The sequence below is a fragment of the Staphylococcus sp. MZ3 genome, from assembly GCF_018622755.1.
GTDB lineage: Bacteria > Bacillota > Bacilli > Staphylococcales > Staphylococcaceae > Staphylococcus > Staphylococcus aureus.
The window spans coordinates 300,003-321,391 of the sequence record NZ_CP076026.1 but is presented as its reverse complement, the minus strand read 5'-3'; the positions used below and the strand labels follow the sequence as shown (position 1 = coordinate 321,391).

Below are 21,389 nucleotides of genomic sequence, written 5' to 3'. Positions count from 1 at the left end.
ATCGCCTCTATTGTTCAGCTTCATCTTGCTCTTTAATATATTGCTCGATTTCTTTAATTTCTTCCATTTCATATTCCATTTCTGGTATAACCCCAAATTTTTTGTACATATAATAATTTTCACGACCCAATTGATCAAATTCTGTATTTAACCAATCTATATAATCAAAAGATACTTTCAATTTACCTTCTTTTGTAAAATCAAACTCACATGATGTCCATGGTTCATGTCCTTCTTCTATAAACAATTCTCTTAGTTTTTCAAATTGATCATGCAACTCATATACTGAATTCATAAATCCTGATCTCGAAATATTATACTTTTTTATCACGCTTGTATAGTAAAATAATTCATCACTTCTTGGTTCAGTATAATTGAAAAACACTTCTCCAGATTCTTCATCGATATATGCCATTGCATATACCTTTGCCCACTCTACCGGTATCATGCTGCTAATCTTATTCGCAATCTCGTTGTACATTTCATTTAGTTTTTCTTCGAAAGTCATGTTATCTCCCCTATATTTTCATTACCGTTAAATAAAAAGCATTAAACAACACCTCTACGTGGCTTAATGCTTCTTCAAAATAATATTACTCATTTTAAACCTAAATAAACTAATGAAACTAAAATAACTGAAACTATTGTTACAATAATAGAAATTCTCAATGATTTTTCACATTACAATTTATTCAACTTCTTATCATTATACTAATCTTGATAAAATCATATTCAGAATAAATAACCAACAACTGAATAATATTGGCCTTATTACAACAAAAGCAAACGCTCCTTTTCTAACTCTAATAATCAAATCCCAAACTACAAATATAATAATGATAAATAAGCTGAGTATGAAAAATGAGATACTTAAGTCACGTGTTTCTGCAGTAATTTGAGGTGTTGATTTTAATGTCATTAATACCGTTAATACTATAGCTACTATCAAAGAAATAATCCCTTTATACTTAGCTATTTCAATGTTTATACGTAAGCTTTCAACTGAATTGTATTCAGATTTATTAACTATTCCACTTGAACTATCTGTAATGTTCTTATATTTTAGTAATAGTGGTCTGTTCCAAAGATTTCTAAAAGCCATCCATGCATAAAACAAACTCCCCATATACAAAATCACATTGAAATTTGTTAACTGATCATAGCTGTCACCTATAAAAATATAAGTGATACCAATTACTACAAACACAATGGCATAGATGATTATAGGCAATACTACTATTTTTTCAGAATACATCACAGCAGTTAAATATATAATATAATACAGTCCGGCTTCGACAATTAATAATAAGAACTCCATATTCGCACCTCAACATTCCATAACTTTTACTTTAATATCGATCCATTTAAATCCATTCACATCATTGAGTATAAAATAATATGGTGATATACGTTGAAGTTGATTTTCTTATTTAAGTATACTTTAAAGAATTTACAAAATCATTTAGTCATCATCTTCTGTGTTTAATTCAAAAATATAGAATCTACTGTATTGCATAATAAATTGAAATGCCACAAATTGTGCTCCAGCGATAACCAACATGCTCACAATAATTATAAACTTGGATTCTACGACATTAGGAATCAATATATATTCGATAATTTTTTCAATATATATAAATGAGCTCAACGCAGTTAATAATAAACCGAAATGTGTTTTAGTTTTACCACCCCAACGTTTTGTTACTTTAGGTAATTTTAATAACGTGAACATTCCGCCAATTACTAATAATAAATAGCTAATTATGATTGAAATCGTACCCATTAACCAATAATTGAATAAATCATAATGGTTTTGTACAGCTGAAAAATAATAAAGGTTACACAGTGCAAATACTACAGTGATAGTAGTTAACACATTTATAACAACTAAAAATCGAGCATATATTTTTTTATATTTCTGTGCACTTTCTTTTTCGAAATCTATAAATCTAATCCATTGAAGTAAACTAATTATGATAATTATTAATTCTATAATTGTCGTTATCTTTAAATAATTAGGAAACCTTTCATAATCTAAACCAAAAAAGAAAGTCAGACATGAAAAAAGTATCAAAAACAATGATATTAAACTTAAGGCTTGTGCACCTGGCTTTCGAAGAGTATCAATATTTTCTTTAGTAGTCATATCTATCTCCTATACATTATCTTTTAAATAGCATATTACGTATTTAAAGCTATATATACTTAGATTCTTTTCGATTAAAAGTTTAAAAACCTAAAATTATCTTTATATTATTATTTGATGAGCATCAACTTTACGGTCTCTATTGCTTTTTACTTAACCGCCAAAAAAGACTAAACAAAGCTTTATTGTTTAGTCTCAAATTAAGATTGTCTATTCTTCTTCTTGCTCTTTAATATATTGCTCGATTTGTTTAACCTCCTCCATTTCATATTCCATTTCTGGTATAACCCCAAATTTTTTGTACATATAATAATTTTGACGGCCCAATTGATCAAACTCTGTATTTATCCAATCAATATAATCAAATGAAACTTTTAATTTACCTTCATTTGTAAAATCAAATTCGCATGATGTCCATGGTTCATGTCCTTCTTTTTTAAATATATTTCTTAACTTTTGAAATTGTTTATACAACTCATACGCTGAATCCATAAATTCTGATTCCGATATATCATATTTATTTAATACACTAGTATAATAGTATAATTCATTACTTCCAGGTTCTGTGTAATAGTAGAACACTTCGCCTCCTTCATCATCTATATATGCCATTGCATATACCTTTTCCCATTCTACCGGTATCATACTGCTAATCTTATTCGCAATCTCGTTATACATTTGACTTAGTTTTTCTTCGAAAGTCATGTTAATCCTCCTATTTATTAATTATATTTTTTAAAAACTGCTCACCATTAATATTATATCTAACTGAAAATTCGGTTGGCCTTTGACTATTACCTTTATATTTAACTTCAACTTTAACATTTTCTATTGACTTCCCAGACTTGATTGCTTTTTCCCATAGTTTTTCCAACTTATACCATTGTCCATTTTCCTTAAATGAACGGTTGATAAATTTACTTTGTGCCACAAGGTTATCTATGTCTTTTGACCCACCAAACATTCTAGCGATTAAATGACCTCCATCATCGTCTGGTAATCTATCCTCTCCCCCCACAGTTCTTTGTGCATGGTTATTACGACCGCCATCTTTTAGAGAAAGATTGTCTACATAAACTTCTTTTATGCGCCCTTTATGATCGGTCCGATATATGTGACCAGTTGGTGTTGTATATTCTATATTTGCTTTTAGTTTCTTAGGTCTAAGTCTTGCATAGTGTTCTCCGAATTCAACCTTGGTGTAGTTTGGTGATTCAACATATTTTGATGAATTTATTTCATGGCTACTTACACTATGTTTACCTTCACTTCTCACCATACTATCTTTCGGACCATGTGTCACGTGATTTTGTGGTGTAACAGCACGTTTCATGTTTTGACCCATGTTTCTCAAAGTAGTTGTTTCAGCAAATTTTATACCACCCATTCCCGCTGGTGCAAGTTGTTGTTTAAATGGATGTGCTATTTCTTTATCAAGTCCATTATTCACTATTCGTTTGACATTTTGTGCTTGTTGTCCAATCCAATTTCTACTTTGTTGAACAGTATGAGTTGCTTGACCACGCATGTTACTCAGCATTTGTCCAACATGAGTATTTTGAGCAAAGTTACGAGATTGATTCAACACACTGTTTTTCATCATTCCCATTTTAGGTGAAATACGACTAACCGCTTGTTGCATTGTCTTTTGCAATCCTGTTTTAACTGCAAATTTTTCTCCGCCTTTGAAGCCTAATTTCATTAAACTTTTCCCAGCACCTTTGAGGAAGCCCATACCTGGCAATGGAATAAGCGAAAGTCCTTCCATGATTCGTTCTTCTTTAGATAGCTTTCTTCCAGTTACAATATTTTTTCCTGTGGCTGCATTTGCTGCTGAATAGGCGGAATAAGCACCAATAGCTACTGCTCCAGCAACAGGATTAATACAAGATAAAACTACCATACCAGCTAGTGCTGCAATCTCTATAGCTTCTTCTTTTTTCTTTTGCTCCTCTAGCTCTTCCGCTTCAGCTACTGTCATGTAATCACAAGAAGCGCCCTGAGTCATCATTTTTTCAAAATCACTCTTAGATAATTTCTTATCTTCTTTTTTCATTTCTTTGTAATGCTGATCAATTACTTTTACAAATTCTTGATCCGATTTTAATATTTCATCGATGCTATAAACATCGCTGTCACTTTTCTTGGCATCTCCCTTTGCAATTTTCCCAGAAGCCCCATAGGTATCTCTACCATGACCACCGCCATTTTTAATTAATATATTTTCCAATTTAACATTCGTTATACCTTTGAATGCTTTATCTATATCTTCTATAAATGGCGTGTCAATAATTTCTTTCATTTTCGAATCTAATTGAGATGCATAATCATATAACTCATTTTGATAATAGCCCATTAATTTAGATCCTTGTGGACCTACTACACTACTTGTTAATGATATTGCGCCATCTTCGTCTAAAGAACTGACATCGCTTACCGCATCATCCATTGTTGTATCTACATCTAAGAAGTCTTGCCCCTCTATTGCATCTATTACACTTTGGATAGATGACTTTTCATTGTCATAATCAGCTGTTAAATATTCAATATCTTTTGTCATGTCATGCACCTATCCCTCAATATTATAGTAAAGCTTGGCAAATTCCGTACCCCAATGTTCATCTGCTTCAAAGAACTTTTGTGCTGAATTCATGACACCACCACCGAGTGTACTCAATGGACCTTTGAGACCACTAATGACTGTTGCAGCACTACTATAGCCGTTTTCCATAGAATGTGAAGCTTTTTCACTACTGTAGTAATTTAATTGCGCAATTTTTCCAAAGTTTTGAGCTATTTCATCATACTTTTGACTAATGCTTTCCAATTCTTTTACAACATGTGCAATCGTTTCAGCTTTAACACTAATTTTTCCACTCAACGTCATTACTCCTCTGCTTTATTAATATGATTTTCATCAGTATTGAATCCAAATAATTCTCGTATAAATGTATTAATGACGCCAATATGAACATTCAGTACTTTATCTTTTAATGGGTATCGAATGAGTAGCAAATCATTTTGTTCATAAATGTTATATAAACTTTGTTGAGGGTCACCTTGATGATTGTATATTTCAATTTCTAAAACACGCCCAATCGTATCGATACTTTCATTATTTAAGTTCTCCAATGTTTCATCGTCAATTTGTTTAAAGTCCCAATCATTGGACTTTTCTTGTCTCATTAATAAAGGATATGATTGTACAATCGACCACCATGCAATGTCTTTATTTATAATTCGTATTTGAAATCCATTATTTTTAAACCGGCTTAACAAAATATATTCATCTTTTTCATAGCTAAATGGTGCAAAATACATATCATTAATTCGAATATTTACAATTGCGCTAATATACTCTCTGACTAATGTAGCCACTTTAAAACCTGCATCAGTTAACTTGTCATTCTCTGTTACTAATTCCTTTTCAATTAAAGCCGCTTTAGCTTCTTCAAAATTTGATGGATCAAACAATTCAAAATTTACGAGAGGTAATTTACTACCACCTAAAATTGTTAATTCTTCGTAAGAAAAATAATCTATTCGCTTAACATCTTTCATCATGGGTTCACCCTATCAAGCCCTTGCTTAATTGATAATGTATCGTATTTCGCTAGATTTTGACTTAAGTTATCAATTGCTTTTTGATGGTCAGCAATCGGTTGTACTAATTCTTCTTGAAACTTTGCCATAATGAGTAACACATCTTTCACCTTATTGGCGAACTGTCCTTCCCAATCACTACCTTCGATATACTCAGCGAGCTGTTGCGTTTGCTTTTGACATGCTTCAATATCTTTAGCTGTTTTTGCCGCTAATTGTTTTGCTTGATCAACCTTGCCACCATCTGCTTTAATACCTTTATATCCACCCATATCTTCACCTCAATATTAATTCATTGCTTTATTAAAATATTCACTTGCCTTTTCTCCAGCAATTTCCTTAGCTTTTTGGAGGGATTCTTTATTTTTATCGATATCTTCACCCAACATTTCAAGCTTTTGTTTCATCAAATTTCTTTTTTCGATATATAACGTATTGGGCGCTTTTCCTTTAACAGTTACACTGTCCTTATTAGCACTAGTTTTTGCAGTTTGTACGTCCTTTGCTGTGCTTTCAATATCATCTAGTGCAAAACTCAAATTAAATTCTAATCGCTTATATTGTTCAGCTTTTCTTAAATATCCAGAACGAACTTCAATTTCATGCGCAATCTCTTCAGCATGCTTTTTAATATCTTTAAATTTCGACTTAACCATTGTTTCAATATCATTAAAATTCATAACATACCTCCCTCCTATTTAATTCATTGCTATTTAAACCATCTAATCTTTTGATAAGCTTGGTTTGCGACCATATATGCTTCATTTTCTTTAATAACAGGTTCTCGTTGAATAAATCTAAATTTAAAGAATTGTTGGTCTGAAATACGAATACCTATACTAAATTGGTTAATCATTTTACGTGCAACATCAATCTGTTTATCATAAGCATCTATTAATTCTTTATGAATGCCGACAAATAAAATGTTCAAGCCAAGTTCTGGTCCTTTTGTAATAAGTTTTTTAACATCATCTTCCGGAATATACGTGCAATCAATAAATGTTTTAAAATCATTGATAATGTAAAGTGAATCTTTTTCAAACGGACCGTCCATTTCTCTTTGTTTTAAGTCTTCAATCATTAGTTGATGAATCGCTTTAATGTCTTCTCTTTCTTCGGCAAAGTTAGCCACTTGATGTCTATAAGCTTTAAACTCTCCACTTGAATCTGCGATACAAATCGCATATTTTTCATTTAATATGTCAATTTCTTTCATCATAATTTCAGCAATATGCGCAATTTCTCTCGGATTTTCTGATGAAATCATTGCTGGTTCAGTTAATTTAATTTTTTGTAGTGTAACACCTTCATAATCTAATCCAATTGGTAAAGCACCATTTGCAACTATATCCGGTAAGCTTAATGATTCTCTGTAATCTTCATATTTAATTTCATCTGGCATCATAGGAATATCACTTGGTGTTTCACCTTTATAAAATTCTGTCATCGCCGATACTTCATCATTAATTTGATCATTATATGATTTGGTCTCATCATGTTTAAATGGTTGGCCAATATGGAATGATACGTTGTCATCGCTACTTAACAATGCTCGACCCACTACATCTTTAACCGCAAATTTTTGCTGTCCTACTACGTTCGACACTTCTGATTTATCATATAAAAACATGGCGATACGCGTTTTCATATTAATGTACATTGGTGTTTTCATAGCGTTAGCTCTTGAGGCAGTTAAGGTTACTTGCATGTCTAATGCTAGCCCTTCACGTGTCATTTTAATCATCATATTTTCAAAAACTTCTTGAAAAGGTGAATCTTTTACTGCGTCAAAGTTATCAATAAGAATAAAGACATGCGGAATTGTTTCACCAGTTAATTTTCGATATTCAGAAATACTAGTAACACGATACTGACTTAAAATCTTCTTACGGCGATCGATTTCATCATTAAATATACGTATCGCCTTAGCAATCTTGTCTTCTTGATCTACTGTAAAGTAATCAGCGACATGCGGTATGTCTGTGACTGGCATCAAACCATTGGTACCGAAATCGAACAAGTACATGTGTGCTTGATCAGGACGATGGTGTCTTGCAACATCGAAAATAATGTTGTGTAAGAACGTTGTTCTACCATATCCTGGACTTCCGATTAACGCGATGTGCCCAGCTTTTTTCAATTGCAATACCATCGGTCCTTGGTATTGTTCTTCTGGTACGTCTTTAAGTCCTAATGTTAATTCCACTTCTTTTGCATCATCTGACCATAATTTTCTGAAATCTGTTTCTACTAAATCTTCTTGATATACATTTTCTGGCAATGGTGGTAACCATGGACGCTTAACTTCTTCAATTTCTAATCGTGTTGTAATAGATTCGATATGATCGATAACCGCTTCTAACTCGGTTTGGTTTTCTTTCGTTTCTTCATCTTCAAGTCCACTCAAGTCTTTGTTGATTGCTTGAAGTTGACCATAGTCATTAATCATGTAAATCGTCTTATCTTCAACTTCTAATTTATCGCCTTCGATGTCATATGTTGCACCACTCCATGCAGATTGGAATAATTCATAAATTTCATTATTACCAACTTGTAAATACGCACGACCTGGTAATGTAATGTCTGCTGCATCTGGTGTTTTTAAAATTTCATTACTGTCTTGTCTATCTTGTACTTTTAATGCCAATTTAAATTTAGAGTTAGACCAAATTTGGTCATCAACAACACCCGATGGTTTTTGTGTCGCAAGTATTAAATGAATACCTAACGAACGTCCAATACGTGCCGTTGATACAAGTTCTTTCATAAAATCAGGTTGTTCTGATTTTAATTCGGCAAACTCATCGGAAATAATGAATAAATGTGGCATTGGTTCTGTTGCAACACCTTCTTTAAATAACTTATGGTATTGATTAATATGGTTAACATCATGCTCTCCGAATAAACGTTGACGTTTTCTCAATTCGGCTTTGATTGATGTTAAGGCACGCATCGCTTCATCGCCATCTAAGTTTGTAATCGTACCAACTAAATGGACTAAATCTTTAAATAAGTTCGCCATACCCCCACCTTTATAGTCAATCAATAGGAACGCAACTTCATGTGGATGAAAATTAATAGCTAAAGATAAAATGTATGATTGGATAATCTCAGATTTCCCTGAACCAGTGGTACCAGCAACTAAACCATGTGGCCCGTGTGCTTTTTCATGTAAGTTCAATGATAAAATATCATCTTTACCTCTTACACCTAAAGGTACTGCCATCGTTTTGTATGTTTCGTTTTGTCTCCATCGATTAACTACATCAAGCTGATCTACTTCTTTCACGTTATACATCTCTAAAAATGTAATACTATCAGGAATTGCATTTTTCAAATGTTCGACGTGTATCAAATTCGCCAAACGTCGCGCGATATATTCTTTATCGACGTTATCAATATTTTCAGGTGTAAATTTCAATTGAACTAATTCTTTTTCTTTCGTAATCAGTTCACCTTCAGTACGAGACTTGATATCAATAATGGTATCTACATGCTCTGGCAAACTTTCAATCACATCTTCAACAAAGATTAATGAAATACCATATTCTGATAAATCTTGGTTTACATATTCTAAAATGACATGATCAATAATTAATGACATATCTGTAATGACAAACACTAATTGCGGTGTGAAAATAATTTGCTCATTACTTCTGCTGCGTTCACGCACAGCTTGGATACGTTCTTTAATCATGCTATAAATTGACGTTAAAATTTGGTCACGTGTTCGTTGATTGTAAACAAACCCTCTAATGTTTTGACCTCTCAATGTCATATGTGGCAACCAACGTGCCCATTTCAATGTTTCAACTTCATCTTCACGTGTCACAAATAGAAACTCTAAATCATGATAACTATGGAACGTTGACAATTGGATTAGCATTTTCTCCAATTCTTCTAAAATGAGATGTCGTGCACCAATATATGCAATTGGTCCATGATTTAAATCATTGATTAATGGTGCTTGTTCTACATCTGTGTAAAATTCATACAATTCTTTAGCATCGTCGAATAGTTCATCACGACGTTGGTTAAATTCTTCTTCTTGGTAATCTAATTTGAATGACTTTTCTACATTCGCAATACCTAACTTATAATGTAAGAAATCGTGATGATGCGATGTTTTTTCATATATTCTTGGTGCTTTCGTTTCAACGATATCTTTAATTTCAGCAACCGTTGGATAATGGTAATTCAAACTAAAACGTTGTGCTTTAATCGCTTTATTAATTTCTTTAGATTTATTATCCAAATAAGCTTTGTAATCTTTCTCTCGTTTTTCAACATCTTTGTTATACTTTTTCTTTTCAGAGAAATACGTTGTAATACCAAATACTATCGTTACTGTACTCATACCAATCATCATTAAAATATAAATACCAATTGGTCTCACTAAAAAGATGACAACAGTTAAAGCAATCATTACTAATGGCGGTATAATGGAACGCCATATCACTGTATTGTTCTTCTGTATTGGCTGTGGTGGTCTTTCAATCTTAATATCATCGGTCGGTTCACGGTGAATAATCCTTGGCGAACGATGGTACGTATTGTAATCATCTGCCTGTGCATGTGGCATCTCTTGTGTTAAGCGAATTAATGACGATGCCACTGTATTCTGACTCAATACATTTAAACCATCAGCTTGTACTTCGAGCCATATCCCTTCAACATAAATATGATCACCAATGTAAGCTTTGTTTGTTAATTGCTCTTGTAGTTCATAGTTAATATACACATCTGTATTTTTATCGTGCACAATGCGTACGTATTGTGATTCTTGTATTGATTGAAAATCTTTAATAATGATGGCATTCATCAAGCTTTGAATGACCATGTCATCATACGCATTTGGTCCAATTGTCATCGTATCTTGAATTGAAGGATACGCAAATGATGCATAATCAGCTTCTGTATAAAGCTGTAATGTAATGTCATCAAGGTCACCTTTTCTAACAAGCACCTTATTAATAGAAGTATGATTCGCTTGCCAAGTACCTTGATTATTTTGTTCTAAATGAATGACTTCGCCTAACGATTTCAACGTAATATCTGCACGCTCGTCTTCGCTAATAGTATATGTCTTACCATCTCGCAAATTGAGCATCTTCAATTGTTTGTTATATTTTATAATCAATTTATGCATTGTCTTTGCCTCAGTCCTATACTATTTTTTTCTTTCAGCTTCTTGGCGTTTTTCTTTATCTTTTTGTGCTTGTTCTTTTTGTTTCTTTTCATTCTCTTCTTGTTGCTTTAATTTTTCATCTTTTGCTTTTGCTTTCTCTTCTTCAGATTTCGCTTTTTCATCTTTAACTTGCTTTTCTTTGTCTAAAATATCTTGCAATTTATCGTTATACTTTTTCGTTTCTTCAGAACGTTTATCATTCGATAAATCTCCGTTATTTTTAATCTCATTTAACTTATTAATCAACGCTAACTTTGTAATATCGTTATCATCTAAATAAGTGGCAATATTAATCGCTTCATCAAGATGTCCTTGTCCTAATTCCATCCAATATAATAAGTAGTCTTTGTTTGAATTTGGTGTCACGTTATTAAGCAAGTTTTCTTTCTTATCTTTTTCTAAACCTTGTTTATTTGTTTGAATATAGCTTTTGGCATAAATGTAAAGCGCTTCTTTGTCTAATTTTTTACCATCTAAATCATCATACGTATTTAGTACTTGCGTATAATCATCCTTCACAAATGCTTGGTATCCTTTTTCAATGCGCTCATTATGCTTCATTACTGAAAAATATAAAAAGGCTAAAAATGCAATTAATAACACACTTAACGTTGTCATACCGATAGCAACCCATTTAAAAACGGTATGCCCTACTTTACGAACATATGCATAATTTTGACTATAATCTTGTTCTTGTTTCTGATACTGTTCATCTAAAAATGCCGTTAGTAAATCTAACGTTGCCGCTTCAATAACTTTAGTTTCAAATGGCGTTCCTTTATGTAGTTCTAAGTTTCCTTCAACTAAAGCATCAAATGATTGTTTCTCATTGAATGCACAGATAACCAGCGCTTTATATCTTGTTAAAAATTCAGCTTCTGACACAGGTAATGGATCAACAACATTTTGTAACCCTCTTGTTTTAGCAATGGGTAATCCATCTCTTGTGAAAAATAATTCATCTGGTGCCAACACAAATGTGTAGCGTGTACGATTTACTTCTTCTAAATTTTTGATATTGAGTAAGTAACGTAATTTTTCATTTTTAGTAAATGATTTAATATTATCAAAAGGTGTATGATTGTCATTAATGTCATAATGTATTTGGAAACTGTCACGTAGTTCAGTTAATTCAGCATCTATAAAATATGGAGAATGTTGTTCTAATAAGTACATTAAATGAAAATGTTCTGGTTTAATTGAAGACTTAGGAATCTCTCTCATATCTAAGCGTAATTTTGTTTTAGCTGCTTCTTCAGCATCTAAAGGCGTTAACATATCTTGCATTTCATTTTTAGGGTTATGATTTTTAACCATCTATTTTTCCTCCTATAGTAACTTCAAAATATCTCCATCAGCGATTTGATAATCAATGAGTCGATCATTTTCAACAAGTAATTGACCTTTCGTCATCACTTTAATTTGTGTATTGACATCAAATATTGAAATGTCCAAACTATCCAATACTAAAGCTATTAAATTTTTTATCGGTAAATATGCTGGTACTGCTAAGTCATATGTGCCGTAATTATAATTAGTAAAATCAAATGTTACTTTTACGTGCTGATTCATTTTTCGTTCGTCTCCCTTTATGAATTGAAAAAATGACAAATCCTAAAGTCAAAAAAGCCCCTACAGACATCAAAATGTACGGGAATATTTTTTTCTCCTGCTTGTTTTGAATATAGGGGCTTTTATCACTCTCCGAAGTCTTTTCTAAGTTAGATTTGGAAAATAACACTTTTTTAGTTTCATTCAAGCGAGTCGAGTGACTCGCTTGATTTTGAAACATATCATTTTTTATTTGTTGTTGTCGTTCTTTTTTCTGCTTAGCAATCGCATCATTAACCGCTTTGCTGTCTTTATTAAATAGCGTTGTATCATATTGATTTAAATCATTATTGATTCGCTTTTCCTCTTCTTGTTGCACGTCAATATTAAGTCCGCCATTATTGCTAGATGCTGTTAAAAAAGTTAAAGCAATCACGCTATTCATCAACATTAGATTAATCTCTCTTTCTTAAAGTGTTTTATAAACATGTTCAGTACAAAACCAATAATCACAAGTACTGTTAATATTACTAGCGCCAAGCCTATAGGATGCTCTGCATTTAAATAATTGAAGAACATGTTATCGATATAAGACAATGGTGAAATTTTATTAGTCACACCTTGTCCAGCCGCTTTCAAATTATTCATAGCTACAAAATATAGACCCAATGCAGCAATCATTAAGAACATACCGATTGATTTTACCTGTCTTAGTAAATACGTATTAATAAGTACGAAGACCATCATAGTTAAAATCACCATTAAGATGAATTTTGCTCTATAGCCAGCTAATACATGGAACTTATTCATTGCAATTAAACCGACAATTAATCCTTCTACCAAACCAGTTGTACCAATAACACCTGACGTGATGACATTATTCCAAAGATGGTTTTTACTACTATAATCATCTTTAATGAAATTCATTTGTCCTTTGGCACGTTCATAACTATAGAAAATATATGCTGTAATCATTGATAGTAAATACATCAATAATACGAATAATGTCGGTGAAATCACGTCTGTATTACCATTATTAGCTAAAACATTTTCTAAGTTTTTCTTTTGAACCGGATTACTCATAAATGCTTTTAATGCTTGGTTTTGTCTGTCGCCATCTTTAGAATTTTGTAATACTTTTTTAAACTCTTTAGCGAACAACTCATTATCTTTATCGTTTTTAGCCATTTGACGGTTCAAATCATTCGCTCTTACGCCTAATGCTCGACCTGTCGCATGTAGTTTATTCACATTATTATCTAATTGATTTAATTGTCCACTAACTGAATCTGCAATTGTTTTTGATTCTTGTGTATCTGATAGCAATTGCGTACTTTTCTCAGAAATTCTACTAATTTCTTTATCTAAATTTGAAGACATCGTATTAAATTCATCATTTTTGCCTTTATCAATTTTTGGTTCTTGTGGCTCTTCAGCAAATGTCTTTTTAACGTTTTCTAACTGATCAATCAGCTTAGAAATATCTTCTTTATTTTTGGTTGTATTCTTTTTGTTATTTAAAATGTCATCAATCAGTTTGTCTGAGTTTTCTTCCATTGAATCAATTTGATGTAACACAGCTACTTTATCGTCTTTGAAACTTTCCATGTCATTGATAACTTGGTCAACCATCATATCAATTAAACGTTTGTTGTCGAATGGTTTATCTTCTCTGCCTTTTGTATCTGTGTACATTTTATAATGCGCATCAAACCTAGATAATGCACTCAATTGCTGGCTTAATGCATCTTTCGATAAGCGACCATCAAGGTTATGATTCAATGTTACGTCCACAACACTCGTTGCTTTCTTATCATTTGGTTCATCTTGACGATTTGCTTGTCCAAATAACAATTGTAAATGCATTGTTTTATCTTTTAAGAAATCTTTCTCAGCATCCTTTTTCAATTTAGCAACGCCATTGACTTCAACTTTATATTCCTTGTTAGATGTATCGAGTTGAACACTTTGATCCTTAATGTCATATTTTTTACCATTAATTTTAATGTCGCCTTCAAAATTAAAATGAGGATCTGTTGCAACAGTTAATTGATTAATATCATTACTTTTAATCGTTTCAGTACGTTGCACTTTGACACCATCATTAATCAAACTACTTGTGTCTTGCGCAACTTGGTTATCATAATCTGTTAAATTAATGTGTTCTGCTAACGGTTTTTTCAAATTATATTCGTTTTTATAACGTTTTGCTTCTTTGACAATTGCTTCGTATTTATTAGCTTCATCCTCATTTAAACCTGCAGCTATAAAGTCTTGTTTAGACATGTTATAGATAAATGTTGTATCTGTATCAGGTTCTTTGACAATATCATCATGAAGTTGTTTCTCTAAGTTTTCAGCGAATTGAGCATTGTTCATTTTAATGCTATTTAGCGCATCTTGTAAGTCTTTGTTGTTTGCAAGCTCATCTTGCAGTGATTCTGTTAATTGCTTACGATAGTCTTCAATCATACCTTTTGAAAATGGTGACTCTTGTGATTGAATGATTTCTCTTAATTTATCTAAGTTTTCTTTAACAGTTTGTTTATATTCTTCTTTACCTGTATCTTGCATACTTGATTGTTGATCAATTTGGCTGTCCATCTGTTTTAATGCATTGATATAGTTATCAAGTTCCACGCTATCTTTTTGCGATTTATAATCTTGTAACATTTTATCCATCGCTGTATTGTGCTCGTCAAATAATGAATTTTGTTTTTCAATTAAAGTCGAAACATTATAATCTGTGTTCACTCTGAACGTATCTGAATTCGCACTCAATAATGATTTATTGTATGTTTGGAACCATTTTGTAATATCTTTGTTTGCAGAAATCGAATTTACAAGCGTATCTGTAAATAATTCCGGGAAGTCGTTAATTGGATTTAATAAGTAATTCGAGAATTTACTATTCACACCATGTTCACGCGTCATAATAGCGCCAACATTTTTTTGTGCATTATGTAAATTATCAATGATGCTTGTTAAATAAATTTCGACTAAGTTTTTGTTAAAGTCGTTAAGTACATTACTTACAACTTTTTCTGTGTTTTTAGCTACTTCTTCTTTTTGTCCTACAGCTGTTTTATACTGTAGTGATATTTTCGATGGTGTTTTAGCGTCTAATTGCATTGCCAATTTTGAAAAGTTTTCTGGGATAACAATCATGACTTGGTATCCGCCATTTTTCAAACCAGACTCAGCAACGTTTCTTGTTACTGTTTCAAATTTATAGTTTTTCTCATTTGCTAACCTTTTAATAAAAGCTTGACCCAGCTCAACCTTTTTACCGTTATATGTCGTTGGTTGATCCTCGTTAACAATTGCGATATGTATTTTATTATTTTTATTACTTACACTTTGGGATCCTTTTTCTGATTGATCTCCATATTTTGTTTGAACAAAAAATATCATACTAACTATGGCAATTATAATAATTAAAGTGACAATTAATGCATAAATCCAATTTTTCTTTTTCATGCTTATTTCCTTTCAGTTGTTTTCTTAAAAAATGCTAAGCAAAGCCACATTAGAAAATGTGACTTTGCCAATTTCAGAATGCTTATTGCAAACCGAAATTATTAGAAAGTTGTTGGTCTTGCTCTTGAACGGCATCAGCAGTGCTATTCAATTGTTGTTTAATTTCTTCTAATAATTGTGCAAATTTTTCTACTTTAGGACTAAGTTGTTGGAATTGCTCTTCGAAACGGCTGAAAGCTTGACCTTCCCAGTTCGCTGCAATTTCACCTTGTGCACGTGTTAAATCAGATAAAATTTGACGGATTTGGTCTGAACCTTGCCCGTAAGATTGCGATTTTGCTCTGATTTCCTCTGGACTCATCTTAATCATTGCCATAACTAGAAACCTCCTGAATATTTTAAGTTTATCAAAACTTTTTAGGGACACTATTTTTTGAAAAAGTGCTCCTTACTCAAATAATATATAAATTATTAGTATATGTATATAGTTTTTTAAGTATTTTTAGCTTTTTTTAAATAAATATATTGAATATACCCATATATTTTTAATTAACCATTCATTTTTGTAATATAAATGTGTATACTAAAATTAAATTAAATACATAAAGGATTAAATGGTTATTATGAAGAAAACAATTTTACTGACGATGACAACTCTTACTTTATTTAGTATGTCGCCTAACTCGGCTCAAGCTTACACGAATGATAGCAAAACATTAGAAGAAGCAAAGAAAGCACACCCAAACGCACAGTTCAAAGTGAATAAAGACACCGGCGCGTATACTTATACTTATGACAAAAACAACGCGCCAAACAACAATCATCAAAATCAGTCACGTACAAACGACAATCATCAACACGCAAATCAACGTGATTTTAACAACAATCAGTACCATTCTTCATTAAGTGGTCAGTATACGCACATTAATGACGCAATTGATTCACACACACCGCCTCAAACGTCACCAAGCAATCCTTTGACACCAGCAATACCGAATGTCGAAGACAATGACGATGAATTAAATAACGCTTTTTCAAAAGATAACAAAGGGCTTATTACAGGCATCGATTTAGACGAATTGTATGACGAATTACAAATCGCCGAATTTAATGACAAAGCAAAGACTGCTGACGGTAAACCTTTAGCTTTAGGTAACGGTAAAATCATTGATCAGCCTCTTATCACAAGTAAGAACAACTTATATACTGCTGGACAATGTACATGGTATGTCTTTGATAAACGCGCCAAAGATGGACACACGATTAGTACATTTTGGGGAGATGCTAAAAACTGGGCAGGCCAAGCTTCAAGCAATGGCTTCAAAGTAGATAGACACCCAACACGAGGATCAATTTTACAAACAGTAAACGGTCCATTTGGTCATGTAGCCTACGTTGAGAAAGTTAATATTGATGGAAGTATTCTAATTTCAGAAATGAATTGGATTGGTGAATATATCGTTTCATCAAGAACCATCTCTGCTTCAGAAGTTTCTTCATATAGTTACATCCATTAAATTAATCATGACATCAATAAAAAGCGACCAGACAACATTTTACTAGATGTAAAATTTTAGCTGGTCGCTTTATTTTGTATGTTATTCGATTATAAAATTACAAAGAAATGTTCTCTAAATTCCCCATTAATCAAAATCGTTTACGAAAGTATAATTGTAGCTATAATAATCCAAGTCGTAACAACTAGTGGCACTATCGTCTTGAATAAGAATATACCGTATTTTTTCTTGCGATATATATCCAGTACTAGCCAAATTAAAATGATTATAACACCAACAAAAATAAATACAGGATTCATCGATATAGCATCTGCCTGTAACTCAGGTTGCATTCTTAATTTAGTGATAATTAACATCACTACTGAAATAATGAAAAAGTAGATACCTCTTATCTTTGATGTCTGTAAATCTAATTCCTGCTCTTCAATGACCTCTTTAGATTCACCCAATTCTTTTGCAATCAAATAATTTACTACCTTAGGTTTCACCCATAAACACTTAATTGCAAAGTACATAAAAATATATGATCCAGTATCCATAAACATTAAAAAGTTGCTTAAATCATTATCAACAAAGCGAGCGCCTATAAAATAGTAAAAAATCAATGTCCCCATTATAACACCATCTAATATTAAACCTATTATTGAAAAACCTTCACTTTTAAACAAACTAGCAATCATAGCTATATAATAAATAGCAAATATTGTTATTAAAATAAAAATTATCATGGTTAGACTCCTATTAATTTTTATGTCTTTCCTTTACATTGTCTTACCTTCATTTTCGATATCTTTCTTAACACTCTTGTATAACGCGTAATTAAAATATGACCTAACAAGTAGAGCATCAACACCTAAATTTATTAGTATACTTAAAAATATAAAGTTCTTTTCATCCGCAATACTAGGCGCAACTTTACTTATATAAAATATAGTTGCTAAAGCAAATAATTTTATAATAATTGCTATAAAGTTAACTGCAGGATTAGGATTTTCACTATCAAATTCATTTTTATAAAATAAAAATAAACCTAACCAAGAAATAAATAACATCAAAGCTACTCCGCACCAATAATAAAACACATCTATATCGTTTACTGCTGCACCAACAACATAAGTAGAAGCAATAAATAATGGCATTGAATAACCAGTTATAACATTTAGTGTCATATACCAAATCACATTCTTTTTCTCAACTTTTACCTTCTCACTTTTTTCTTGTAAATACAGTAAAATTGACACTACTATTGCAAAAATTAAAAATACGACTAAATATAATGGCAACTTATCATAAAGTTTACTATTGAAAAACATAATCGCATCAAAAAACAATGAGAGCAAAATCGTAAATATTACAAAAGGTGTTAAGTACGGTCTTTTTATATTTGCTACAATTTCCTTTATCTCCATTACACTTATCCCCCTATACAAAAATCTTTAATTATCTAAACCTTTTTCGATATCTTTCTTAATACTCTTATATAACGCGTAATTAAAATATGACCTAACAAGAAGAGCATCAGAAGCTAAATTTATTAGAATACTTGTATATATAAATTTTTCTTCATCTGCAGTGTTAGGTACAATTGTACTAATATAGAATAATCCACCAAATGCAAATAATTTTATAATAATTGCTATGACATTAACTGCTTTATTCGGATTTTCACTATCAAATTTATTTTTATAAAATAAAAATAAGCCTAACCAAGAAATAAATAGCATCATCACTATACCTAGCCAATAATTAAAAACGTCAAATCCAAAACCAGCTACCCCAAAAACATAAATAGATGCCAAAAGCAATGGCAAAGTATATCCCACAATAACGTTAAGTGTGAGATATCTAACCACATATCTTTTTTCAACTTTGTAATTTTCATTTTTCTCTTGTATGTACTTCATAATCAAAATTACAGCTGTAAAGGCCATAAACACCAGTAAATACATAGGCAATTTATCATATAGTTTAGCGTAGAAAAACATAATCGCGTCAAAAAATAATGAAACTGCAACTACAAATACTCCCAATACAGTCAAGTATGGTCTTTTTATATTCCTTACAAAATCATCGACTTTCAATTCCATAAATACATAATCCCCCCAATATAGCTTCAATATTTTCAATAAGTTAAATAAATCTTCTTCGCCAAAAAATGCTTATTATTAAGTTAACCGACATTTTTCAAGAATCATTATGTAATCAAACTATTTTTTGTAGTTTATTAGATTTTCAATAACTTATTAAACATTATTATAACTAAAATTCTATTAATTTAAACAAAATTTAAAATAAACCATTTAATAAAATGTATTGTTCTGATATGATTAACTCATAAATAATTGGGAGGAAACAAAATGTCTAAAAAACTAAAAATTATAATTCCTATTATTGTTGTCTTATTATTAATAGGTGGAATCGCATGGGGAGTTTATGCATTTTTTGCTAATACACCGAAAAATACATACCTAAAAAGTGAACAACAAACAGCAAAAATGTATAAAGATTATTTTAATGACCGTTTTGAAAATGAAGTGAAGTTCCAAGAAAAGATGAAAGATAATTCGTTTTTATCTTCATTAGAATTAAGCGCAGATGCATCAGATGAAATTGTTAAAGGGCTTGGCATTCCTAAATCTGTTGTTAATGCATCGAAAATTAAAATGTCATATGGACATGATCCTAAAAAAGAGAAATCAATGATTAATCTTGAACCAACAATCGCAGACTCTGCATTAGGGAAATTCCAGTTAGCTGCAGATAAAGATAAGCATTATTTCGAATCACCATTATTTAAAGGGAAATATAGTGTTAATAATTCTGATTTATTATCAACTTATTCAAAACTTACAGGTGAAGATGAAGAAACAGCAAAAGAAAATGGTATTACAAACCAACAACTAAATTTAAATACTCTTTTTAATAATGCTCAAGCACAACAAAGTGACTACAGCAAAATTGCCGAAAAATATTCCGAACTTATTGTCGACAAATTAGATGACGATAATTTTGATAAAGGTAAAAAAGAAGAAATTAAGGTTAATGGTGAAAAGTACAAAGTTAGACCTGTCACGTTAACACTTAGCAGAGCTGACACTAAAAAAATTACATTAGCTGTATTAGAAGAAGCTAAAAAGGATAAAGACCTTAAAAAATTAATGGAAGAACAAGGTGCTACAAAAGACTTTGAAAAAGACATCAAAAAAGCAATTGACGATGTCAAAGAAACTAAAAAGGATGAATTTGCTAAAATTCAATCTAAAATTTATACCGAAAAACATACGATTGTAAAACGAGAAATTACTATTACCGACAAAGAAAATAATAAAACTAAAATCAAAGGTACTAATACTTTAGAAGACGATAAGTTAAAACTAGATTACGCACTTGATTTCGATCAAGATAAATACACGTATGCTGAAGCGAAATATACAATTAAAGGCGTATCTTCTAAAGAAAAAGATAATAAATATAATGATAAATACGAATTTGGTAAAAAGACAGAATATGATGAATCAAAAATCAAATTAGATAACCAAGAAAAAGTAGATGGCACAAAACGTCAAGATAAAGGTAAAATCACTGTCGCATTAGATAAATATAGCGACGAAAATGAATTCACTTTTGAAAATAATATAGATTCTGACGTAAAAAATAACACTCAGAAATCTACGTTAAATATCGGTATCAAATATGCTGAAGAACCAATTAATTTCATTTTAAAATCTAGCACAAAATTGAAAGAAGATATTGATTTTGATGATAGTGGTGCGAAAGATTTCAATAGTCTATCTTCAAAAGACCGTGAAAAACTTGAAAAAGAAATCGAAAAAAATGGCGGCAAAATGTTTGAATCAATTTTAAAAAAGGCATCTAAATAACTAAAATATAAAAATAAGATTGG

20 protein-coding genes are annotated in these 21,389 nt (G+C 31.3%); 2 read left to right on the top strand and 18 right to left on the bottom strand.

The genetic code is table 11. The annotated features are described in order from the left end of the window. Window positions 1-7: 7 nt before the first annotated feature. The 15 genes from KI230_RS01385 to esxA form a co-directional block, all read right to left on the bottom strand. Window positions 8-508, bottom strand: a complete 501-nt coding sequence (locus KI230_RS01385; RefSeq protein WP_000141964.1) for a TIGR01741 family protein — start codon at window positions 506-508, stop codon at window positions 8-10. Between the two features lie 198 nt (window positions 509-706). Continuing rightward, window positions 707-1,318 carry a DUF5080 family protein gene (locus tag KI230_RS01380; protein WP_045178243.1) on the bottom strand — a complete coding sequence of 204 codons (612 nt, stop codon included), beginning with the start codon at window positions 1,316-1,318 and terminating at the stop codon, window positions 707-709. A gap of 144 nt (window positions 1,319-1,462) precedes the next feature. After that, window positions 1,463-2,146 carry a DUF5079 family protein gene (locus KI230_RS01375; RefSeq protein ID WP_045178244.1) on the bottom strand — a complete coding sequence of 228 codons (684 nt, stop codon included), beginning with the start codon at window positions 2,144-2,146 and terminating at the stop codon, window positions 1,463-1,465. Window positions 2,147-2,356: 210 nt separating this feature from the next. Beyond that, complete coding sequence (locus tag KI230_RS01370) at window positions 2,357-2,851, bottom strand: TIGR01741 family protein (protein WP_000142122.1); 495 nt, start codon at window positions 2,849-2,851, stop codon at window positions 2,357-2,359. Between the two features lie 10 nt (window positions 2,852-2,861). After that, window positions 2,862-4,706, bottom strand: coding sequence for a DNA/RNA non-specific endonuclease (locus tag KI230_RS01365; protein ID WP_000159026.1), 1,845 nt, complete (start codon window positions 4,704-4,706; stop codon window positions 2,862-2,864). A gap of 9 nt (window positions 4,707-4,715) precedes the next feature. After that, the gene (esxD, locus tag KI230_RS01360) at window positions 4,716-5,033 is read right to left on the bottom strand and encodes a type VII secretion system extracellular protein EsxD (protein ID WP_000175723.1); all 318 of its coding nucleotides are present in this window, start codon (window positions 5,031-5,033) and stop codon (window positions 4,716-4,718) included. Further along, on the bottom strand, window positions 5,033-5,707 hold the full coding sequence (locus tag KI230_RS01355) for a DUF5081 family protein (protein ID WP_000655877.1): 675 nt from the start codon (window positions 5,705-5,707) through the stop codon (window positions 5,033-5,035). Before KI230_RS01355 ends, esxD begins: the two co-directional genes overlap by 1 nt. After that, window positions 5,707-6,021, bottom strand: a complete 315-nt coding sequence (esxB, locus tag KI230_RS01350; RefSeq protein ID WP_000509667.1) for a WXG100 family type VII secretion effector EsxB — start codon at window positions 6,019-6,021, stop codon at window positions 5,707-5,709. Before esxB ends, KI230_RS01355 begins: the two co-directional genes overlap by 1 nt. 15 nt (window positions 6,022-6,036) lie before the next feature. Beyond that, a complete protein-coding gene (gene esaC / locus KI230_RS01345; RefSeq protein ID WP_001010291.1) occupies window positions 6,037-6,429 on the bottom strand; it encodes a type VII secretion substrate EsaC in 393 nt (130 codons plus the stop codon). A 29-nt stretch (window positions 6,430-6,458) separates the two neighbouring features. After that, window positions 6,459-10,898 carry a type VII secretion protein EssC gene (essC, locus tag KI230_RS01340; protein WP_000549283.1) on the bottom strand — a complete coding sequence of 1,480 codons (4,440 nt, stop codon included), beginning with the start codon at window positions 10,896-10,898 and terminating at the stop codon, window positions 6,459-6,461. 21 nt (window positions 10,899-10,919) lie between these two features. After that, window positions 10,920-12,254: a type VII secretion protein EssB gene (gene essB / locus KI230_RS01335; protein WP_000240338.1), complete on the bottom strand. Its 1,335-nt coding sequence runs from the start codon at window positions 12,252-12,254 to the stop codon at window positions 10,920-10,922. Between the two features lie 12 nt (window positions 12,255-12,266). Continuing rightward, window positions 12,267-12,509: a type VII secretion protein EsaB gene (gene esaB, locus KI230_RS01330; protein WP_001071606.1), complete on the bottom strand. Its 243-nt coding sequence runs from the start codon at window positions 12,507-12,509 to the stop codon at window positions 12,267-12,269. Then, window positions 12,481-12,939, bottom strand: coding sequence for a type VII secretion protein EssA (gene essA / locus KI230_RS01325; protein ID WP_000928935.1), 459 nt, complete (start codon window positions 12,937-12,939; stop codon window positions 12,481-12,483). The genes esaB and essA overlap by 29 nt, the downstream gene beginning before the upstream one ends. Continuing rightward, window positions 12,939-15,968: a type VII secretion protein EsaA gene (gene esaA, locus KI230_RS01320; protein ID WP_000728952.1), complete on the bottom strand. Its 3,030-nt coding sequence runs from the start codon at window positions 15,966-15,968 to the stop codon at window positions 12,939-12,941. Before esaA ends, essA begins: the two co-directional genes overlap by 1 nt. An 82-nt stretch (window positions 15,969-16,050) precedes the next feature. Beyond that, on the bottom strand, window positions 16,051-16,344 hold the full coding sequence (gene esxA, locus KI230_RS01315) for a WXG100 family type VII secretion effector EsxA (RefSeq protein ID WP_001240826.1): 294 nt from the start codon (window positions 16,342-16,344) through the stop codon (window positions 16,051-16,053). 247 nt (window positions 16,345-16,591) lie between these two features. On the opposite strand from esxA, the gene KI230_RS01310 reads away from it, so the two are divergent. After that, entirely contained in the window at window positions 16,592-17,485 is an 894-nt protein-coding gene (locus KI230_RS01310) for a CHAP domain-containing protein (RefSeq protein WP_000751200.1), read from the top strand. Between the two features lie 140 nt (window positions 17,486-17,625). On the opposite strand, the gene KI230_RS01305 is transcribed toward KI230_RS01310, so the two are convergent. Genes KI230_RS01305 through KI230_RS01295 form a run of 3 tightly spaced genes read right to left on the bottom strand, consistent with a single transcriptional unit; the run spans window position 17,626 to window position 19,572 of the window. After that, on the bottom strand, window positions 17,626-18,213 hold the full coding sequence (locus KI230_RS01305) for a DUF5080 family protein (RefSeq protein WP_045178250.1): 588 nt from the start codon (window positions 18,211-18,213) through the stop codon (window positions 17,626-17,628). A gap of 33 nt (window positions 18,214-18,246) precedes the next feature. Then, window positions 18,247-18,894, bottom strand: coding sequence for a DUF5079 family protein (locus KI230_RS01300; protein ID WP_045178252.1), 648 nt, complete (start codon window positions 18,892-18,894; stop codon window positions 18,247-18,249). Between the two features lie 27 nt (window positions 18,895-18,921). Continuing rightward, complete coding sequence (locus KI230_RS01295) at window positions 18,922-19,572, bottom strand: DUF5079 family protein (RefSeq protein WP_045178253.1); 651 nt, start codon at window positions 19,570-19,572, stop codon at window positions 18,922-18,924. A 270-nt stretch (window positions 19,573-19,842) separates the two neighbouring features. Here KI230_RS01295 and KI230_RS01290 point away from each other — a divergent pair, with 270 nt between their 5' ends. After that, window positions 19,843-21,366 (top strand): DUF6583 family protein, encoded by a 1,524-nt coding sequence (locus KI230_RS01290; protein WP_045178254.1) that lies wholly within the window; start codon window positions 19,843-19,845, stop codon window positions 21,364-21,366. Window positions 21,367-21,389 lie beyond the last annotated feature (23 nt).